The sequence below is a fragment of the Streptomyces sp. NPDC058697 genome (genome assembly GCF_042715345.1).
GTDB classification, from domain to species: domain Bacteria; phylum Actinomycetota; class Actinomycetes; order Streptomycetales; family Streptomycetaceae; genus Streptomyces; species Streptomyces liliifuscus.
Genome location: NZ_JBHXSU010000001.1, coordinates 304,441 through 318,890 on the forward strand (window position 1 = coordinate 304,441; position 14,450 = coordinate 318,890).

The 14,450-nt window shown below is 70.6% G+C and carries 13 protein-coding genes and 1 pseudogene; 8 read left to right on the plus strand and 6 right to left on the minus strand.

What is annotated here, in order from left to right; all coding sequences use genetic code 11:
• Positions 1 to 14 precede the first annotated feature (14 nt).
• Positions 15 to 812: a VOC family protein gene (locus tag ACFWXQ_RS01355; RefSeq protein ID WP_383953453.1), complete on the minus strand. Its 798-nt coding sequence runs from the start codon at positions 810 to 812 to the stop codon at positions 15 to 17.
• 155 nt (positions 813 to 967) lie between these two features.
• Here ACFWXQ_RS01355 and ACFWXQ_RS01360 point away from each other — a divergent pair, with 155 nt between their 5' ends.
• From ACFWXQ_RS01360 to ACFWXQ_RS01380, 5 genes and pseudogenes are all read left to right on the plus strand, one after another.
• Positions 968 to 1,516, plus strand: coding sequence for a HEAT repeat domain-containing protein (locus tag ACFWXQ_RS01360; protein WP_383953451.1), 549 nt, complete (start codon positions 968 to 970; stop codon positions 1,514 to 1,516).
• Between the two features lie 303 nt (positions 1,517 to 1,819).
• A pseudogene (locus ACFWXQ_RS01365) lies at positions 1,820 to 2,182 on the plus strand (winged helix-turn-helix domain-containing protein); the annotation flags it as partial.
• A gap of 238 nt (positions 2,183 to 2,420) precedes the next feature.
• Positions 2,421 to 2,699, plus strand: a complete 279-nt coding sequence (locus tag ACFWXQ_RS01370) for an Atu4866 domain-containing protein (protein WP_383953449.1) — start codon at positions 2,421 to 2,423, stop codon at positions 2,697 to 2,699.
• Between the two features lie 212 nt (positions 2,700 to 2,911).
• Positions 2,912 to 3,475, plus strand: coding sequence for a hypothetical protein (locus ACFWXQ_RS01375; RefSeq protein ID WP_386267263.1), 564 nt, complete (start codon positions 2,912 to 2,914; stop codon positions 3,473 to 3,475).
• A 144-nt stretch (positions 3,476 to 3,619) separates the two neighbouring features.
• Positions 3,620 to 3,841 carry a hypothetical protein gene (locus ACFWXQ_RS01380; RefSeq protein ID WP_383953459.1) on the plus strand — a complete coding sequence of 74 codons (222 nt, stop codon included), beginning with the start codon at positions 3,620 to 3,622 and terminating at the stop codon, positions 3,839 to 3,841.
• A 30-nt stretch (positions 3,842 to 3,871) separates the two neighbouring features.
• Here ACFWXQ_RS01380 and ACFWXQ_RS01385 read toward each other — a convergent pair whose 3' ends face one another.
• The 4 genes from ACFWXQ_RS01385 to ACFWXQ_RS01400 all read right to left on the minus strand — a co-directional run bounded on the left by ACFWXQ_RS01385 (position 3,872) and on the right by ACFWXQ_RS01400 (position 7,610).
• Positions 3,872 to 4,054, minus strand: coding sequence for a hypothetical protein (locus tag ACFWXQ_RS01385; RefSeq protein ID WP_383953447.1), 183 nt, complete (start codon positions 4,052 to 4,054; stop codon positions 3,872 to 3,874).
• 105 nt (positions 4,055 to 4,159) lie between these two features.
• Positions 4,160 to 6,034 (minus strand): sensor histidine kinase, encoded by a 1,875-nt coding sequence (locus tag ACFWXQ_RS01390; RefSeq protein ID WP_383953445.1) that lies wholly within the window; start codon positions 6,032 to 6,034, stop codon positions 4,160 to 4,162.
• Positions 6,034 to 6,729, minus strand: coding sequence for a response regulator transcription factor (locus ACFWXQ_RS01395; RefSeq protein WP_383953443.1), 696 nt, complete (start codon positions 6,727 to 6,729; stop codon positions 6,034 to 6,036). Before ACFWXQ_RS01395 ends, ACFWXQ_RS01390 begins: the two co-directional genes overlap by 1 nt.
• Positions 6,730 to 6,836: 107 nt before the next feature.
• Positions 6,837 to 7,610, minus strand: a complete 774-nt coding sequence (locus ACFWXQ_RS01400) for a L,D-transpeptidase family protein (RefSeq protein ID WP_383953441.1) — start codon at positions 7,608 to 7,610, stop codon at positions 6,837 to 6,839.
• Between the two features lie 310 nt (positions 7,611 to 7,920).
• Between ACFWXQ_RS01400 and ACFWXQ_RS01405 the strand changes: the two genes are divergently transcribed.
• The 3 genes from ACFWXQ_RS01405 to ACFWXQ_RS01415 all read left to right on the plus strand — a co-directional run bounded on the left by ACFWXQ_RS01405 (position 7,921) and on the right by ACFWXQ_RS01415 (position 13,401).
• Positions 7,921 to 9,300: an endo-1,4-beta-xylanase gene (locus ACFWXQ_RS01405; protein WP_383953439.1), complete on the plus strand. Its 1,380-nt coding sequence runs from the start codon at positions 7,921 to 7,923 to the stop codon at positions 9,298 to 9,300.
• Positions 9,301 to 9,548: 248 nt separating this feature from the next.
• Positions 9,549 to 10,697 (plus strand): S1 family peptidase, encoded by a 1,149-nt coding sequence (locus ACFWXQ_RS01410; protein ID WP_383953457.1) that lies wholly within the window; start codon positions 9,549 to 9,551, stop codon positions 10,695 to 10,697.
• A 256-nt stretch (positions 10,698 to 10,953) separates the two neighbouring features.
• Complete coding sequence (locus tag ACFWXQ_RS01415) at positions 10,954 to 13,401, plus strand: GH92 family glycosyl hydrolase (protein WP_383953437.1); 2,448 nt, start codon at positions 10,954 to 10,956, stop codon at positions 13,399 to 13,401.
• 53 nt (positions 13,402 to 13,454) lie between these two features.
• Here the strand turns inward: ACFWXQ_RS01415 and ACFWXQ_RS01420 are convergent, their stop codons facing one another.
• Positions 13,455 to 14,282 (minus strand): DUF1206 domain-containing protein, encoded by an 828-nt coding sequence (locus ACFWXQ_RS01420; protein WP_386267266.1) that lies wholly within the window; start codon positions 14,280 to 14,282, stop codon positions 13,455 to 13,457.
• Between the last annotated feature and the right edge of the window lie 168 nt (positions 14,283 to 14,450).

Consider the following 14,450-nt stretch of genomic DNA (forward strand, 5'->3'; position numbering starts at 1 on the left):
GTGCGCGCCCGTGCTCAGGACACGTCGGTCAGTTTCGGCATCTCGCCCTCGGTCGCGGTCACGTCGATCACGGAGAACGACGCGCCCTGGGGATCGCTGAGTGCCGCGAACCGCCCGAAGGGGCTGCTCATCGGGCCGAACCGCAGAATCGCGCCACGTTCGGTCGCCTTCGCGACGGCGGCGTCGCAGTCCTCGACCGTGAAGTAGACGTTGACGTAGGAGGGCACCTCGGGCGGGAACTCGTCCGTCATCTTCATCCGGCCCAGAACCGTCTCCTCGCCGAGGTTGAAGATCCTGAAGTCGATCGCGTCGTCCTCCATCTGCTGTGCGCTGTAGGGGAAGACGGCGGTGAAGAAGGGATCCGCCTTCTCGGGCTCCCTGGTGAAGACCTCACCCCAGCAGTAGGCACCCGGTACGGCCGTCGCCTCGAAGCCCTCGTGGACGCCGGCCTGCCACACGCCGAAGACGGCGCCGCTCGGCTCCTGGGCCAGCAGCATGGTGCCGAAGTCGCCGACCTGCATCGGTTCCATCAGGACCTGGCCGCCGTTGGCGCGTACCTTCTCGGCGGTGGCGGCGGCATCGGGCGACGCAAGGTACAGACACCACGCCGACTGGCCCTCCGTGCCGGGCATGGGCGGTACGACGGCGGCCACGGCCTTGCCGTTCACGTAGGCCTGTGTGTAGTTCCCGAACTCCGACGACGCCTCGCCGAACGTCCACCCCAGCACGTCACCGTAGAAGCTCTTGGCACCCTCGACATCGCTGAACGCGGCGTCGGCCCAGCACGGTGTTCCCTCAGGTTGTACGGCCATGGCTCTGACTCCCTCGTCATTGAAGGCTCTGGCTTGTCACGCTAGTCAGCCATCGGCGGACGCGCGCGGTGAACAGCACGAGGAAATGCGTTGCGGGCGCCGGCACGACCTCCGCAGACTCGTCGGAGAGGAGAGACGGGGACTAGGAGGTGCCCATGCCGATCGCGCAGACACACGCAGACGCCCTGGTGCATGCGCTGGGCAGCGAGCCGAGGAGGCCGGCGGCCTTCCGCGAGCTGATGCGGCTCGGCTCCGCCGCCGTGCCCGCCATCCGACTGGGCCTGGCGCACCCCGAGGCCCTGGTACGGGAGCAGTGCTGCAGGCTGCTGGACCACCTGCTCGTCACCGAGGCGCTGGACGATCTGATCGCCATGCTCGACGACCCCAGCCCTGAGGTGCGCATCGCCGCGGTGCACGCGCTGGCCTGCGACCGGTGCAAGAGTGACGCCTGCCGCCCCGACCGGGCCGTGGTGCTGCCCCGGGGGATCCAGTTGCTGAGCCGGGATCCGGACGCCCACGTGCGCAACTTCGCCGCCGAACTCGTCGGGCTGTCGGTGCACACCCACACGGAAGCGGTCGCCGCCCTGGTCCGGGCCCGGGACAACGATCCGTCGCCCGCTGTCCGGAAGAAGGCCGGCTGGTACACGCCGGGTGGCCCCATCCACCGCAGGACCGCACCGCGACCGGCCCGCAGGCCTCGCTGACGGCAGGGCTCCCGGCCTGACGAGACCGTTCTCGACCTCACAGGACCGTCAAGGACCGGTCGGGAGCGGTATCCGTGACCGGTTGTGACCCATGTTCCGGCACGGGCTGGCGCGGCGTCACGCGCTCCCCGCGCCACACGCGCCCGCGCCGGAACTCCCCCACCAGCGACACAACGTGCGGGCGGCAGTTGGGCCGGGTGATGACGAGTGCGTCCACACCTCGCGCTGATCGAGGAAGATCCCGACTTCGCACTGATGTGCCGTACCTATCTGGAGCGTGAGAGCTTCGCCGTCACGCGGGCCATGGACGCCCGGGCCGGCAAGGCCGTCATAGTCGTCAGCGGACGCGGAGACGAGACGGACCGGGTGGCGGGCCTGGAGATCGGCGCCGACGACTATCTCGTCAAGCCGTTCTCGCAACGGGAACTCGTGGCCCGTATCGGCGCCGTGCTGCGCCGGTGCCGGCCGCCCGAACTGCCGGCCGTCCTGGACGTCGGGACGCTGCGCGTCGACACCGCCGCGCGCCGGGCGAGCGGAACGGGTGTCCTGCTGAACCTGCGCCCCAAGGAGTACGCCCTGTTGGAGGCCCTCGCACGCTCCCCCGGCCGGGTCTTCTCCGCCGAGCAGTTGCTGGAGCTGATCTGGGAAGCGTCCTGGGCCGGATCTCCGCGCACAGCGACGGGCCGGGTAACGGTCGCCCGTACCGTACGGCGGGCTTCAGCCGGGGCACCGACCGGACGCCGGCCCACGAGGCCGGATTCGATGCCCACCTGGCCAAGCCGCTGCCGCTGGCGGATCTGCTGGACCTGCTGGAGGGCTGACCTGGGTGTGCGGCACCCAGGAAACGTCCACCTGGGAAAAGGGCGGCCTGGTCGGCCCGCGCTACCGGGGCGACCGTGGAGCCATGACCACGAGAACGAGCACGAACGACGACACGTCCCGCGATCCGCATCCGTACGTCGGGATGTGGGTGACTGCCGACGGCTACATCCGCCAGAAACTGCTGCCCAACGGACGGTACGACGAGGCCCGCGGCGAGCGGCAGAGCGCGTACACCGGGAGTTACACCGTGACCGGCAGCCATATCGACTACGTCGACGACATCGGGTTCACCGCCACCGGCGATGTCCGCGATGGGGTGCTGTACCACGAACACCTGGTGCTCTACCGCGAGGCGACCTGACCGGTCCCGGATCGGGCTGTTCCGGCGCCGCCCTACCCCGACGGCGGTACGGGCCGGTCCCCGGGGAGTCAGGCGCGTACTGAGGAAAGGCGCAGGCCGGCGCCCTGATGGGCGGGCAGTTGGAGCCTACGGTGGGTGTGTGATCGGTTGCGGTGGGTCGGCGGGTTTCACACGGTGGGGCCCAGAGACTGCCGTACTCGAAAGGAACCGGTATGCGCGCCCTGGTATCCCGCGGGCTCCTACTCCCGCCCCTCGTCTGTGCCGCTCTCGTCTGCGGGCCGGTCGCTGCGGCCACTGCCGCCTCCGACGTATCCACGGGCTCTGCGGGCAGCCCCGTCGCGGTGGCCCCGCTGTCCGCCGACGCGGCCGACGTGACGCTGGAGCGGATCCACGTCCTGGAGGCGGCGGATCACGGAGACGTCCTGACGCCTCTCCTGGACGCGCTCATCCCCCTCGCCGACCGGCATCACGGCCCGTTCGACGCTGCCGAGGCGGCCGAGCACAACAAGGCCGTCACGGAGGCGACCGCGGCCGTCGAGGAACGGCTGGACGGCGTGGACCGTCCCGCCGACCCGGCCGCGGCCGATCCGGTGTCGGACGCGGTGGAGGGACTTCAGGAATCGCTCGGCGGGCTGCTCTCGGCTCTGACCTCCCTCGATCTGGGAGGAGTGGTCGCCGAGGTGCCGAAGGTGCTGTCGAACGTGATCGGCGTGCTGACGGGGCTCCTCGGCGGCGGTCTGCCCGCCGCGCCGAGCCTCTCGGCCCCGGCGGAGTAGTCGTACACCGGCGGGGTGCGGCGCGTGACGCGGGCACCCCGCCGGGACGACGGTCGGCCGCTGCGGACGGGGAGTCCGCCGGCCTCACCCGGATCGGCGGGGCACGCGGGCTGTCGAAAGCGCTCCAGCGGGTACCCGTATCCCATGGTTGATGTCGTGGACTCCGACGAACTCCTGCGCCGTATCCAGCGTGCTCGCGCCTGGGCCGAGCGGGAGGAGGAGACGTGGAAGGCGCGGAGCGACGACCTCAGGCGGGGCGATCCCGGCGGCTCGCGCGACGCCGATGTGCGGGGGCAGGCCTATGAGGCCGTACGAAAAGTGCTGGACGAGATCCTGACCCCGGGCGTGCATGCCGTGGACGGCTGAGGGAGCCGGGCGGACCGGCCCTTCCGACGCTCAGTCACATGCGGGACGACGGCCGTCCGATCGCGTGGGCCGTTCCTGGCTCCGTGCGCGCACGGCCTCGTCGTCGGTCTGTGCGGGAACTGCTCGAAGGGTGCGCGGGACGTATGTGTCGCCCATGAGGCGACGCAGCGGCGTCACGCGGATCCTGACCTCCGGGTGCTTGGTGGTGTTCATGGGGCAACACTGCGCCATCGGTGCCGGAGCAACCAGATCACTGTTGTGGGCAGGACCGCGGATCCTGGTACCGGAACCACCAGTCAACGGGTGCCCAACCACCGGTCAGCAGGTGTCGGGAAGTCTCAGTGTGAAGACCGACCCGGTGCCGGGTTCGCTGGTGACCGTCACCGTACCGCCGTGGGCCGTGACGAGTTGACGCACGATCGACAGGCCCAGGCCGCTACCGCCGGTGCGACGGCTGCGGGACTTCTCCGCCCGCCAGAACCGTTCGAAGACGCTGGGCAGATCCTCGGGGGCGATCCCGCTGCCGGTGTCGGCCACTTCGAAGACGACCTCGTCGTCCTGGCGACGGGAGGAGAGCGTGATCGTTCCCTCGGCCGGCGTGTGGCGGATCGCGTTCGAGACCAGGTTGCCCAGCGCCTGCCGCATCCGGACCGGATCCGCGTCGAGCCAAGGTGTGCCGTCGCGGCCGTTCGCGCCGTCCGAGCCGTCCGGGCCCGTTGAGCCCTTGGAGCCGTCCACGGCCGTGTGCAGCCGGACTCCCGCCGCCTCGGCCGCCACCCGGTGCGCCGCGACGACCTGTTCGAGCAGTTCGTCGGAGCGGACCGGCTCGCGGTGCAGCCTGAGTGTGCCCGCGTCGGCCGCCGCGAGGTCCTGGAGGTCGTCGATGACCCGCTGGAGGACGACCGCCTCGTCGTGCAGGGAGGCGAGCAGTTCGGGGTTGGGGTCGACGACGCCGTCGCGGGTCACCTCCAGCCAGCCGCGGATGTTGGTGAGCGGGGTGCGCAGTTCATGGGCGATGTCGGCGACCATCGCCTTGCGCTGCGCCTCCATGCGTTCGCGGCGCTCGGCCAGGTCGTTGAACGCGACGGCCAGGATGCCCGTCTCGTCCTGCGTGGTCACGGGTACGCGTACATGCTGCTCGGGCGGCTGCTGGGCGGCGTGCGTCAGCGCGCGCAGCGGCCGTACGAGCCGGGTGGCGACCAGCACCGTCACGGCCACCGTGAGGGCGAGGACGAGGCCGGCGACGCCCGTGACCTTGGCCTTGTTGGCGGCCGACATGTCGAAGTGCGGGACGGTGCTGTCGCCGCCGCCCAGGAACAGTTCCGCGGCCGGCGCGACGTAGGGCTCCAGTTGCTGACGCCGGGCACGGTCGACGCACTCCTGGGCCTCCTTGTCCTGTTCACGGGTGGTGTCGATGCCCGAATGAGCTTTCAGGCCGGGGTAGCGCATGGGCATGGCCCCGTCCGTGAGGTCGACCGTGGCGGCGAAGAGCGAGGGGAATTTCCCGCCGACACGTTCCAGGCAGTCCCCGGCGTAGGTGTTGAGTTCCGCCAGGGCCTTCTCCTCCGTCGCGGTCGGGGTGTTGAGCACTCCGTCGGCGCACGGCGTCGGTACCTGGCCTCCATCCACGGTGCCCTCCTCGTCGATGAGGACGGAGCGGCCGCTGGGCAGTTGGGTGATGTCCGTCTCCACGCCGTTGCCGGCGAAGCAGGCCCGGCGTTTCTCGGCCAGCTGCCGTACGCGCTCACGCTCCGCGCCCGGCAGCCGGAACGGGCCCACCGCGCGTGGGTCGATGCCGGTCCGCTGTGCTCCGGGCTCGGTGAAGGTGTCGGTGTGCAGGGGGTCCACCGCGGCGGCGGCCCTGGGCGGCAGAGCGGTGTCCCGTGTCTCGGAGTCCACGATCGGCGTACGGTCCGGGGCCGTCAGGGCGATGCGCCGCCCGGTCCGGTCCGACAGCGCGCGGACGGTCTTCCCTACGCCGGACCAGTCGCGATGGGTGGCCGCGTATCCGCTCAACTGCCGCAGGATGTCCATGTCCTCGGCCAGTACCTGCCCCTGCTCCTCCTGGATCGCCCTGGTTGTGGTCTCCACCGCCAGCCAGGCCGTCGCCGCCACCGAACAGATGGCGATCAGCACCGACGTGATCAGCAGCCGGACCAACAGCCTCTTGCGCAGCGGTATCGCGCGGGTCATCAGCGGTCCCCGCTGAGCTTGTACCCCACGCCGAAGACGGTCAGCAGCCGCACCGGTCTGCGCGGATCCGCCTCGATCTTCCTGCGCAGGTTCATGATGTGCACGTCGACGGCCCGTTCGGTCGAGGCCCGGTCGATGCCGCGGGTGCGGTGCAGCAACTGCTGCCGGGAGAAGACCCGTTCGGGCTCGGCGGCCATGGCCAGGAGGATCTCGTACTCGGCCGGGGTGCAGTCCACCGGCGATCCGTCGCACACGACCTCGTGCCGTACGGGATCCACGGCGATCCCGGCGGCCCGTACGACCGGGTCCTCGCGGTGCCCGGCGGCCTGGCGTCCGCTGCGGCGCAGGACGGTGCGGATGCGGGCCATCAGTTCGCGCGGGCTGTACGGCTTGGTCATGTAGTCGTCCGCGCCGAGTTCGAGGCCGAGCAGCACGTCCTCCTCCGTGGAGCGTGCGGTGAGCATGAGGACGGGGATGTCGTCGTCCTGGCGCAGCGCCCGGCACACGCCGAAGCCGTCGATGACCGGGAGCATCAGGTCCAGGACGACGAGGTCGGGCCGACGCTGCCGGGCCGCCTCCAGGGCGGCCGCGCCGTCGTGGACCACGGTGGCGGTGTGACCCTCGCTCAGCAGGGAACGGCGTATCAGCTCCGCCTGCTTCTCGTCGTCCTCGGCAACCATCACATGTGCGCACACGGGGCCGATGCTAAGTGCCCCGGGCGTTGGGGGACCTTGGGTGAGGGGCTTCCCACGTCCTGACATCTTTCTCACAACCAACTGCTAGTGCTGGTCCGGTGGCCTGTTCAGCGTCTGAGTGCGGCCGCGTCGCCCATGACGACCACGGGATCGAGGTCGGGGTCGAGGGCGCGCAGGAGTTCCTTCATGTGTTTCTTCCGGAGGCTGACGCAGCCCTGGGTGGGGCCGCCGTGGTCGACGTGCAGCCAGATGCCGCCGCCCCGGCCCGCTCCGAGGGGGCGGGTCCAGTCCAGCGGTGTGGTGCCGGCCCGGCGGTTGTAGTTGATCGCGACCACGTAGTCGAACGAGCCGGCCAGGGGCTCGCCCTCGAATCCCGTGCCGCCGATGCTGAAGCCTCCGGAGTGGTTGTACGGGAGGCTGGTGCCCGGGTCGGGCCGCAGGCCGCCCGCGTCCGTGAGCGCGTAGACGCCGACGGGCGAGCGGAGGTCTCCCGCCCGGTGGTGGCCGGTCCAGCCCCTGAGGGCGTTGTGCGTGGGCCAGGTGGCCCCGGCCTGCCAGCCGGCCGCCGTCCGCTCGTACAGCACCGCGGTGGAGATCGACGAGTTCTTGTCCCGGCCTGTCACCACCACGGCCTGGCGGGTCCTCGGGGGCACCTTGGCCCACGTCTTCGGCCCGAGGCCGGGCAGTTGCTGAGGTGCCACGCTCAGGGCGACGTGGGGTGCGGGGGCGGGTGGCGCGGCCGTACCGCCGTTCACCGATGTCCTTGCGGGCCCCTGATCCGGCGTCGTCGCCGCTACTCCGCCGCCGCAGCCGACGAGGACGAGTGAGACGGCCAGAACGGCGACGGGGCGGCGCACGGCACCGTGTGTGGTTGTGATCATGTGTCGACCTTGACCGGTACATGTGAGGAACTCGTCAGGTCGGTTCGACCGGTGCCACAGAATCACTCGGTTGTCCTCCTACTCCCCTCTTCGAAACATTCGTGGACGATGTCGACTGCTGTGCGGAATGTAGGCAGGACAGGGCCGCCCGACAAGGGACACCACGAGACCCCTGGGGCGGCCCGGCCATCTTGAGCCATCCGGAATCCTTGCCAGCGCAGGCCGTTGACGCTACCTGGGGTCAGCCGTAAGGTCTGCGCAGCCAATCGGAAACATGCTCGAAACTTTCGATACGACAGAAAGGGACGACATGATCACCCGCACGTCCACAGATCCCGCGGCCACCCCTCCGCCCCGGCACTCCCGCACCCGAAGAGCCCTGGTGATCGGCATGGCGGGCCTGCTCGCCGCGGCCGGCGTCACCACTCTCGCGGGGACGGCCGAGGCCGCCGGCACGCTAGGCGCCGCGGCGGCGGAGAAGGGCCGCTACTTCGGCGCCGCGGTCGCGGCCAACCACCTGGGCGAGGCCCCCTACGCCTCGACGCTCAACACGGAGTTCAACTCGGTGACTCCGGAGAACGAGATGAAGTGGGACGCGGTCGAGGGGACCCGGAACTCCTTCACCTACGGCGCCGCCGACCAGATCGTCGGCCACGCCCAGAGCAGGGGCATGAAGGTCCGCGGGCACACGCTCGTGTGGCACTCGCAACTGCCCGGCTGGGTCGGCGGGCTCGGCGCCGCCGACCTCAGGACCGCGATGAACAACCACATCACTCAGGTCATGCAGCACTACAAGGGCAGGATCCACTCCTGGGACGTCGTCAACGAGGCCTTCCAGGACGGCAGCAGCGGCGCCCGGCGCAGTTCGCCCTTCCAGGACAAGCTCGGCAACGGCTTCATCGAGGAGGCGTTCCGCACCGCCCGCGCCGCCGATCCCGCGGCCAAGCTCTGCTACAACGACTACAACACCGACGGGGTCAACGCGAAGAGCAACGCCGTCTACAACCTGGTGCGGGACTTCAAGGCGCGCGGTGTGCCCATCGACTGCGTGGGCTTCCAGTCCCACTTCAACAGCGCGTCCCCGGTGCCGGGCGACTACCGCGCGAACCTGCAGCGTTTCGCCGACCTCGGAGTCGACGTACAGATCACCGAGCTGGACATCGAGGGCTCCGGTTCGGCGCAGGCCAACAGCTACACCAACGTGGTCAACTCCTGTCTGGGCGTGTCCCGTTGTACCGGCATCACCGTCTGGGGCGTCACGGACAAGTACTCGTGGCGGGCCAGTGGCACTCCCCTGCTGTTCGACAACAACTACGCCAAGAAGCCTGCCTACAACGCCGTGCTCACCGCGCTCGGCGGCACGGGCTCGGGTGGCGGCGGTGGCGCCGCCTGCACGGTGTCGTACAGCAGGACGGACGACTGGAGCGACCGCTACAACGGCAAGGTGACCGTGACCGCGGGCGGTTCGGCGATCAGCACCTGGACGGTGACCGTCACGGTGGCCTCCCCGCAGAAGGTCTCCACGACCTGGAACGGCACACCGACCTGGGACGCCGGTGGCAACGTCATGACGATGAAGCCGAACGGCAACGGCGCTCTGGCCGCCGGAGCGTCGACGAGCTTCGGGTTCACCGTCATGAAGAACGGCAACTCCTCTGCCCCCTCGGTCGGTTCCTGCACCGCTTCCTGAGAACGGGCCCCGTCCGTCCGGGAGTCCGGCGGCGGACAGCGCGTGGCGCGGCGGTTCGGCCGGTCCGGCCGGTTCGGATCGTCGCGCCGGTCATCGGCAAAGAGAGTGCCAATTTTGGTATGTACCTGACCATGAACAGCCGCTAGGCTCTGCCCCGCCATGCACTGAGAGCGCTCTCACAGTTCAGCTGTTCCTCCCCCACCACGCTGGAACAACGAAGGGCTACTGCCTTGAGACGCACCACTACCATGCGCACAGGCCTGTCCGCACTCCTCATCGTCGGCGCCTGGGCAACCTTCGCCGCCGGACCCGCCTCTGCCGCCGGCGCCCCCGAACCCACCCGTACCTCCGGCGCTCCGGCCTCCGCCGGTCTCCTCGACGCCATGCAGCGCGACTTCGGCCTGACGAAGACCCAGGCCGAGGCGCGGCTCGCGGCCGAGAAGACCGCGACGGCCGTCGAGTCGGAGGCACGACGCGCGGCGGGAGCCGCTTACGGCGGTTCCTGGTTCGACGCCAAGAGCGGGAAGCTGACCGTCGCCGTCACGGCCGGCGCCTCCAAGGCCGCCGTCAACTCCGTACGGGAGACCGGCGCGACCGTCCGTACCGTCAAGCACAGCGCGAAGCAGCTCGACGCGGCGAAGTCCCGCATCGACAAGCTGGCCGCGCCCGAGGGCGTCAGCAACTGGTACGTCGATGCCAAGGCGAGCTCGGTCGTCGTGGCCGTCGTCGCCGCGCAGCGTGCTGACAACGATGTCCGCACGTTCCTCTCGAAGGCCCGTGCGACGGGTCCCGTCACCGTCGAAGAGGTCGCCTCGGCGCCCGAGACCTTCGCCGCCGGGACCGTCGGCGGCGACCCCTTCTACACCGGCAACGTCCGCTGTTCCATCGGCTTCTCGGTCCACGGCGGCTTCGTCACCGCGGGCCACTGCGGCGGGGCGGGACAGGGCGTCAGCGGCTGGGACCGTTCCTACATAGGCAACATCCAGGGCTCCTCGTTCCCGGGCAACGACTACGCCTGGGTCAACGTCGGAAGCGGCTGGTGGACCGTACCGGTCGTACTCGGCTGGGGCACCATCCCGGACCGGCTCGTCCGCGGGTCCAACGAGGCGCCCGTCGGTTCCTCCATCTGCCGGTCCGGATCGACCACGCACTGGCGCTGCGGCACTCTGCTCGCGAAGAACGAGACCGTCAACTACAGCCAGGGCGCGGTGCATCAGATGACCAAGACCAGCGCCTGCGCGGAAGGCGGCGACTCGGGCGGCGCCTTCATCAGCGGCGACCAGGCGCAGGGCGTCACCTCCGGCGGCTGGGGCAACTGCTCCACCGGCGGTGAGACCTGGTACCAGCCCATCAACGAGATCCTCGGCCGGTACGGCCTCACGCTCCACACGGCCTGATCCGCAAGGCTCCGGGGCACGGCTCGACGGGCTCCGTCACCGGTCAGGTGGCGGAGCCCGTTGGCGCCCGCCCCGCGCTGCCCGGCCCAGCACCACTCGACCCAAGTGCCCCGGATTCACCACCCGTTCACCGGGGCTGCCACCTCTGCCGTTCCACCCCGCGTCCGGGCGGCCTACGCTCGGCGGCATTTCGCGGGCCCGGAGCCCCTTTAGGCAGCCGGGCCCCGCTGTCCGTCCTGACGGAAGGTTCCGTTACATGGTCCTCGGATCCACAGGTGTGGCGCGGAGGTTCGGCAGAAGAGCCGCCGCTCTCGCGCTGACCACCGCGCTCGCCGCCGCACTGCCCGGCCCGGTCTCCTCCGCGGCCGGCGCCCCCGACACACCGGCCCACCCCACGGCGTACGTCGATCCGCTCATCGGCACGACGAACGGGGGCAACACCTATCCGGGTGCCACCCTCCCCTACGGCATGATCGCCTGGTCGCCGACCAGCACCCGGGGCGACCAGACCAGCACGGGCGCCGCCAACGGCTACGAGTACAACGCGACCCGGCTGCGCGGGCTGAGTCTCACGCACGTGAACGGCGCGGGCTGCAATCCGGGGGCCGCGGGCGACGTACCGATCATGCCGTTCGTCGGGGACGTCACCTCGTCGCCGTCGGCCGACACCACGGACTCCGTCTACGCCGCGAACTTCTCGCATGCCGACGAGCGGGCCGTGCCGGGCCGCTACTCCGTGGGGCTCGACTCCGGCGCCCGCGCAGACCTCGCCGTATCGAAGCGTGCGGGCGTCGCCGACTTCACGTTCCCCGCCGACAAGCCCGCCAACCTGCTCTTCCGGGTCTCCAACTCGCTCAACGGCAGCGAGGACGCCCATGTCGAGATCGACCGGGCCAAGCGCAAGGTGAGTGGCTGGGTGCTGACCGGCGCGTTCTGCGGACGGCGCGCCAACGGCGGTGTCAACAACCGCAAGAGCTACTACCGGCTCTACTTCAGCGCCTCGTTCGACCGCGCGTTCTCGACCACGGGTACGTGGAAGGACGGCACCCTCTCCCCCGGTGCCACCTCGGGCGGAGGCGGCGAGGGCTACGCCACGGGCGCCGACCGCGCGGGCCGCGGTTCCGGCGGCTGGGTCAGCTTCGACACCAGCTCTGACAACGATGTCCGGATGCGGCTCGGGATCTCGTACGTGAGCCAGGCGGGTGCGGAAACCAACCTCCGCAAGGAGATCGCGCCGCGGGCGGGCGTCGACCAGGTGGCCGCGGCCGGGACGCGGGCGTGGGACCGCGAGCTGCGTTCCGTGCGCGTCGGAGGCGGCAGTACGGCCCAGCGCACCGCCTTCTACACCGCGCTCTACCACTCGCTCATGCAGCCCAACCTGGTCAGCGACACCGACGGCCGCTATCCGGGCATGGACGGCAAGCCGCATCGCGTCGAGCGCGGGCAGGGAGCGCAGTACAGCAACTTCTCCGGCTGGGACCAGTACCGGGCGCAGATACAGCTGCTCGCCCTGCTGAAACCGCGTATCGCCGGGGACTTCGCCCAGTCCCTCTACAACTTCGCCCGGCAGAACGGCGGGGTGTGGGACCGCTGGGTGCACATCAACGGGCCGACCCATGTGATGACCGGCGACCCGACGGCGGCCACGCTCGCCACCTTCTACGCCATGGGCGTCCGCAACTTCGACTACCGCGGCGCCTTCGACTCCCTGGCCCGCCAGGCCACCGTGCCGCACCCCGACGGGCTCTCCGACGCGGGCTGCCCCGGCCAGTGCACCGGCCAACGGCCCAACCTCGCCCAGTACTTGACCTCTCAGTACGCGGCGCAGGACGTCTGCCACTGCTGGGGCGGTGCCGCCGAGACCCTGGAGGACTCGGTCGCCGACGACGCGCTGGGCCGCTGGGCGAAGCTGCTGGGCCTCGACGAGCAGGCCACGAAGTTCGCCGAGCGGGGCGGCTGGTGGCGCAACGTCTTCAACCCGGGGGCGACCAACGGCGCGGGAACGACCGGCTACATCCAGGCCCGGAACCTCGACGGTTCATGGGTCACGCCGTTCAGCCCGGGCAGCGACCGCGGTTTCGCGCAAGGCACGAGCGCCACGTACACCTGGATGGTGCCGCAGGACGTCCAGGGCCTCGCCGAGGCGATGGGCGGACGTGAGACGGCCGCGCGGCGGCTCGACGGTTTCTTCCACAAGCCCGACGGTTCCTGGTCGGTGAAGGGCGGCGACGCCCTGCGGTACGACCCGACCAACGAGCCCGGTATCCACGCCCCCTGGCTCTACAACGCGCTCGGCCAGCCGTGGAAGACCCAGGCGACGGTCCGGCAGATCCTCGACACCGTGTACGGCACCGGACCGGCCGGACTGCCCGGCAACGACGACCTCGGGACCATGTCCGCCTGGTACGTCTTCTCCGCCCTCGGCCTCTATCCGCAGACCCCGGGCAGCGGCAACCTGCTGCTCGGCGCCCCGCTCTTCCCGTACGCCGTGGTCGACCGGCCGGGTGGCGGTGACATCGTCATCGACGCGCCCTCGGCCGACGCCGATCATCCGTATGTGAGCGGTGTCCGGCTCGACGGCCGTTCGTACGACCGCTCCTGGACGGATGCCCGCTTCCTGCGCGGCGGCGGCACCCTCACGTTCGGACTCTCTCGGGAGCCGGACACCGACTGGGCGACCGCGCCGGGCGGTCTGCCCCGCTGACGCGTCCGTTGCCCCGGGTCCGGCGGGATCCGGGGCAACGTCCGTGTGACGGGTCAGACCTTGCGGTACCTGGCCATGGCGAACGAGAACAGCCCGAAGAGCACCAGACCGACGGCGATGAACACCAGCAGCCACGGCCCCACCGGCGTCTCGGTGAACGAGCGCAGGGTGTCGTCCATGCCCTTCGCCTTGTCCGGTTCGTACTCCACGGCGGCCCGGAGCGCGAAGCCTCCGGCGACGGCGAACACCAGACCGCGGGCCACCCCGCCGCCGACGCCCGTCACGTCGACCGTCCGGCGCACCCGGTGCGACATCTCACCGAGCCTCATGTGCTTGTGGTACTTCCGGCGCGCGGCCTGCACCACCATCCACACGCCCGCGCAGAGGATGCCCACGCCCGCCGCGGCCACGAGCCACTGCCCGGCGGGCAGGTCCATGGCCCTGGCCGTCGCGTCCCGGGACTTGCCGTCGCTCGATCCGCTCCCTCCGGAACCGGCGGCGAAGGAGAGCACGGTGTAGGCGACGAAGCCGTAGAACACGGCTCGGGCCGCGGATGTCAGCCTCTTCTTCGCCTTGCCGCCGTCGGGGCCCGCCGCGCCGAAGACCGTTTCGGACAGCCGCCAGAGCGCCATGCCGACCAGCCCGATGCCGAGTGCCCAGAGCATGGCCCCGCCGAAGGGCTTCCCGGCCACCTCCTGGAGCGCGCCTCCCTGATCCGCCTGCTTCCCGCTGCCGCCGAAGGCGATCTGCAGCGCCAGCAGGCCCACCAGCAGGTAGATCACACCGCGTGCGGTGAGACCTGCCCGGGCCGCGCCCTCGATCGCCGGGGCGGCCTTTCGTTTCCCCGCCCGGCCGCCTCGCGTCAACGTGCTTGCGTTCATCATTGCCTCCCGTCCCCAGGTGCCCCCGACCGGCCGTACGACACCCCGGCGGGCGCCGGGCGTGCGGTACCTCCCGGTTTCGGAGCGAAGCAGGACGATCGAACATACGATGGGGATGCACCGGGGGCGGTACCGCAGACAGACCGCCCCGGGACGCCGACCGCTCGG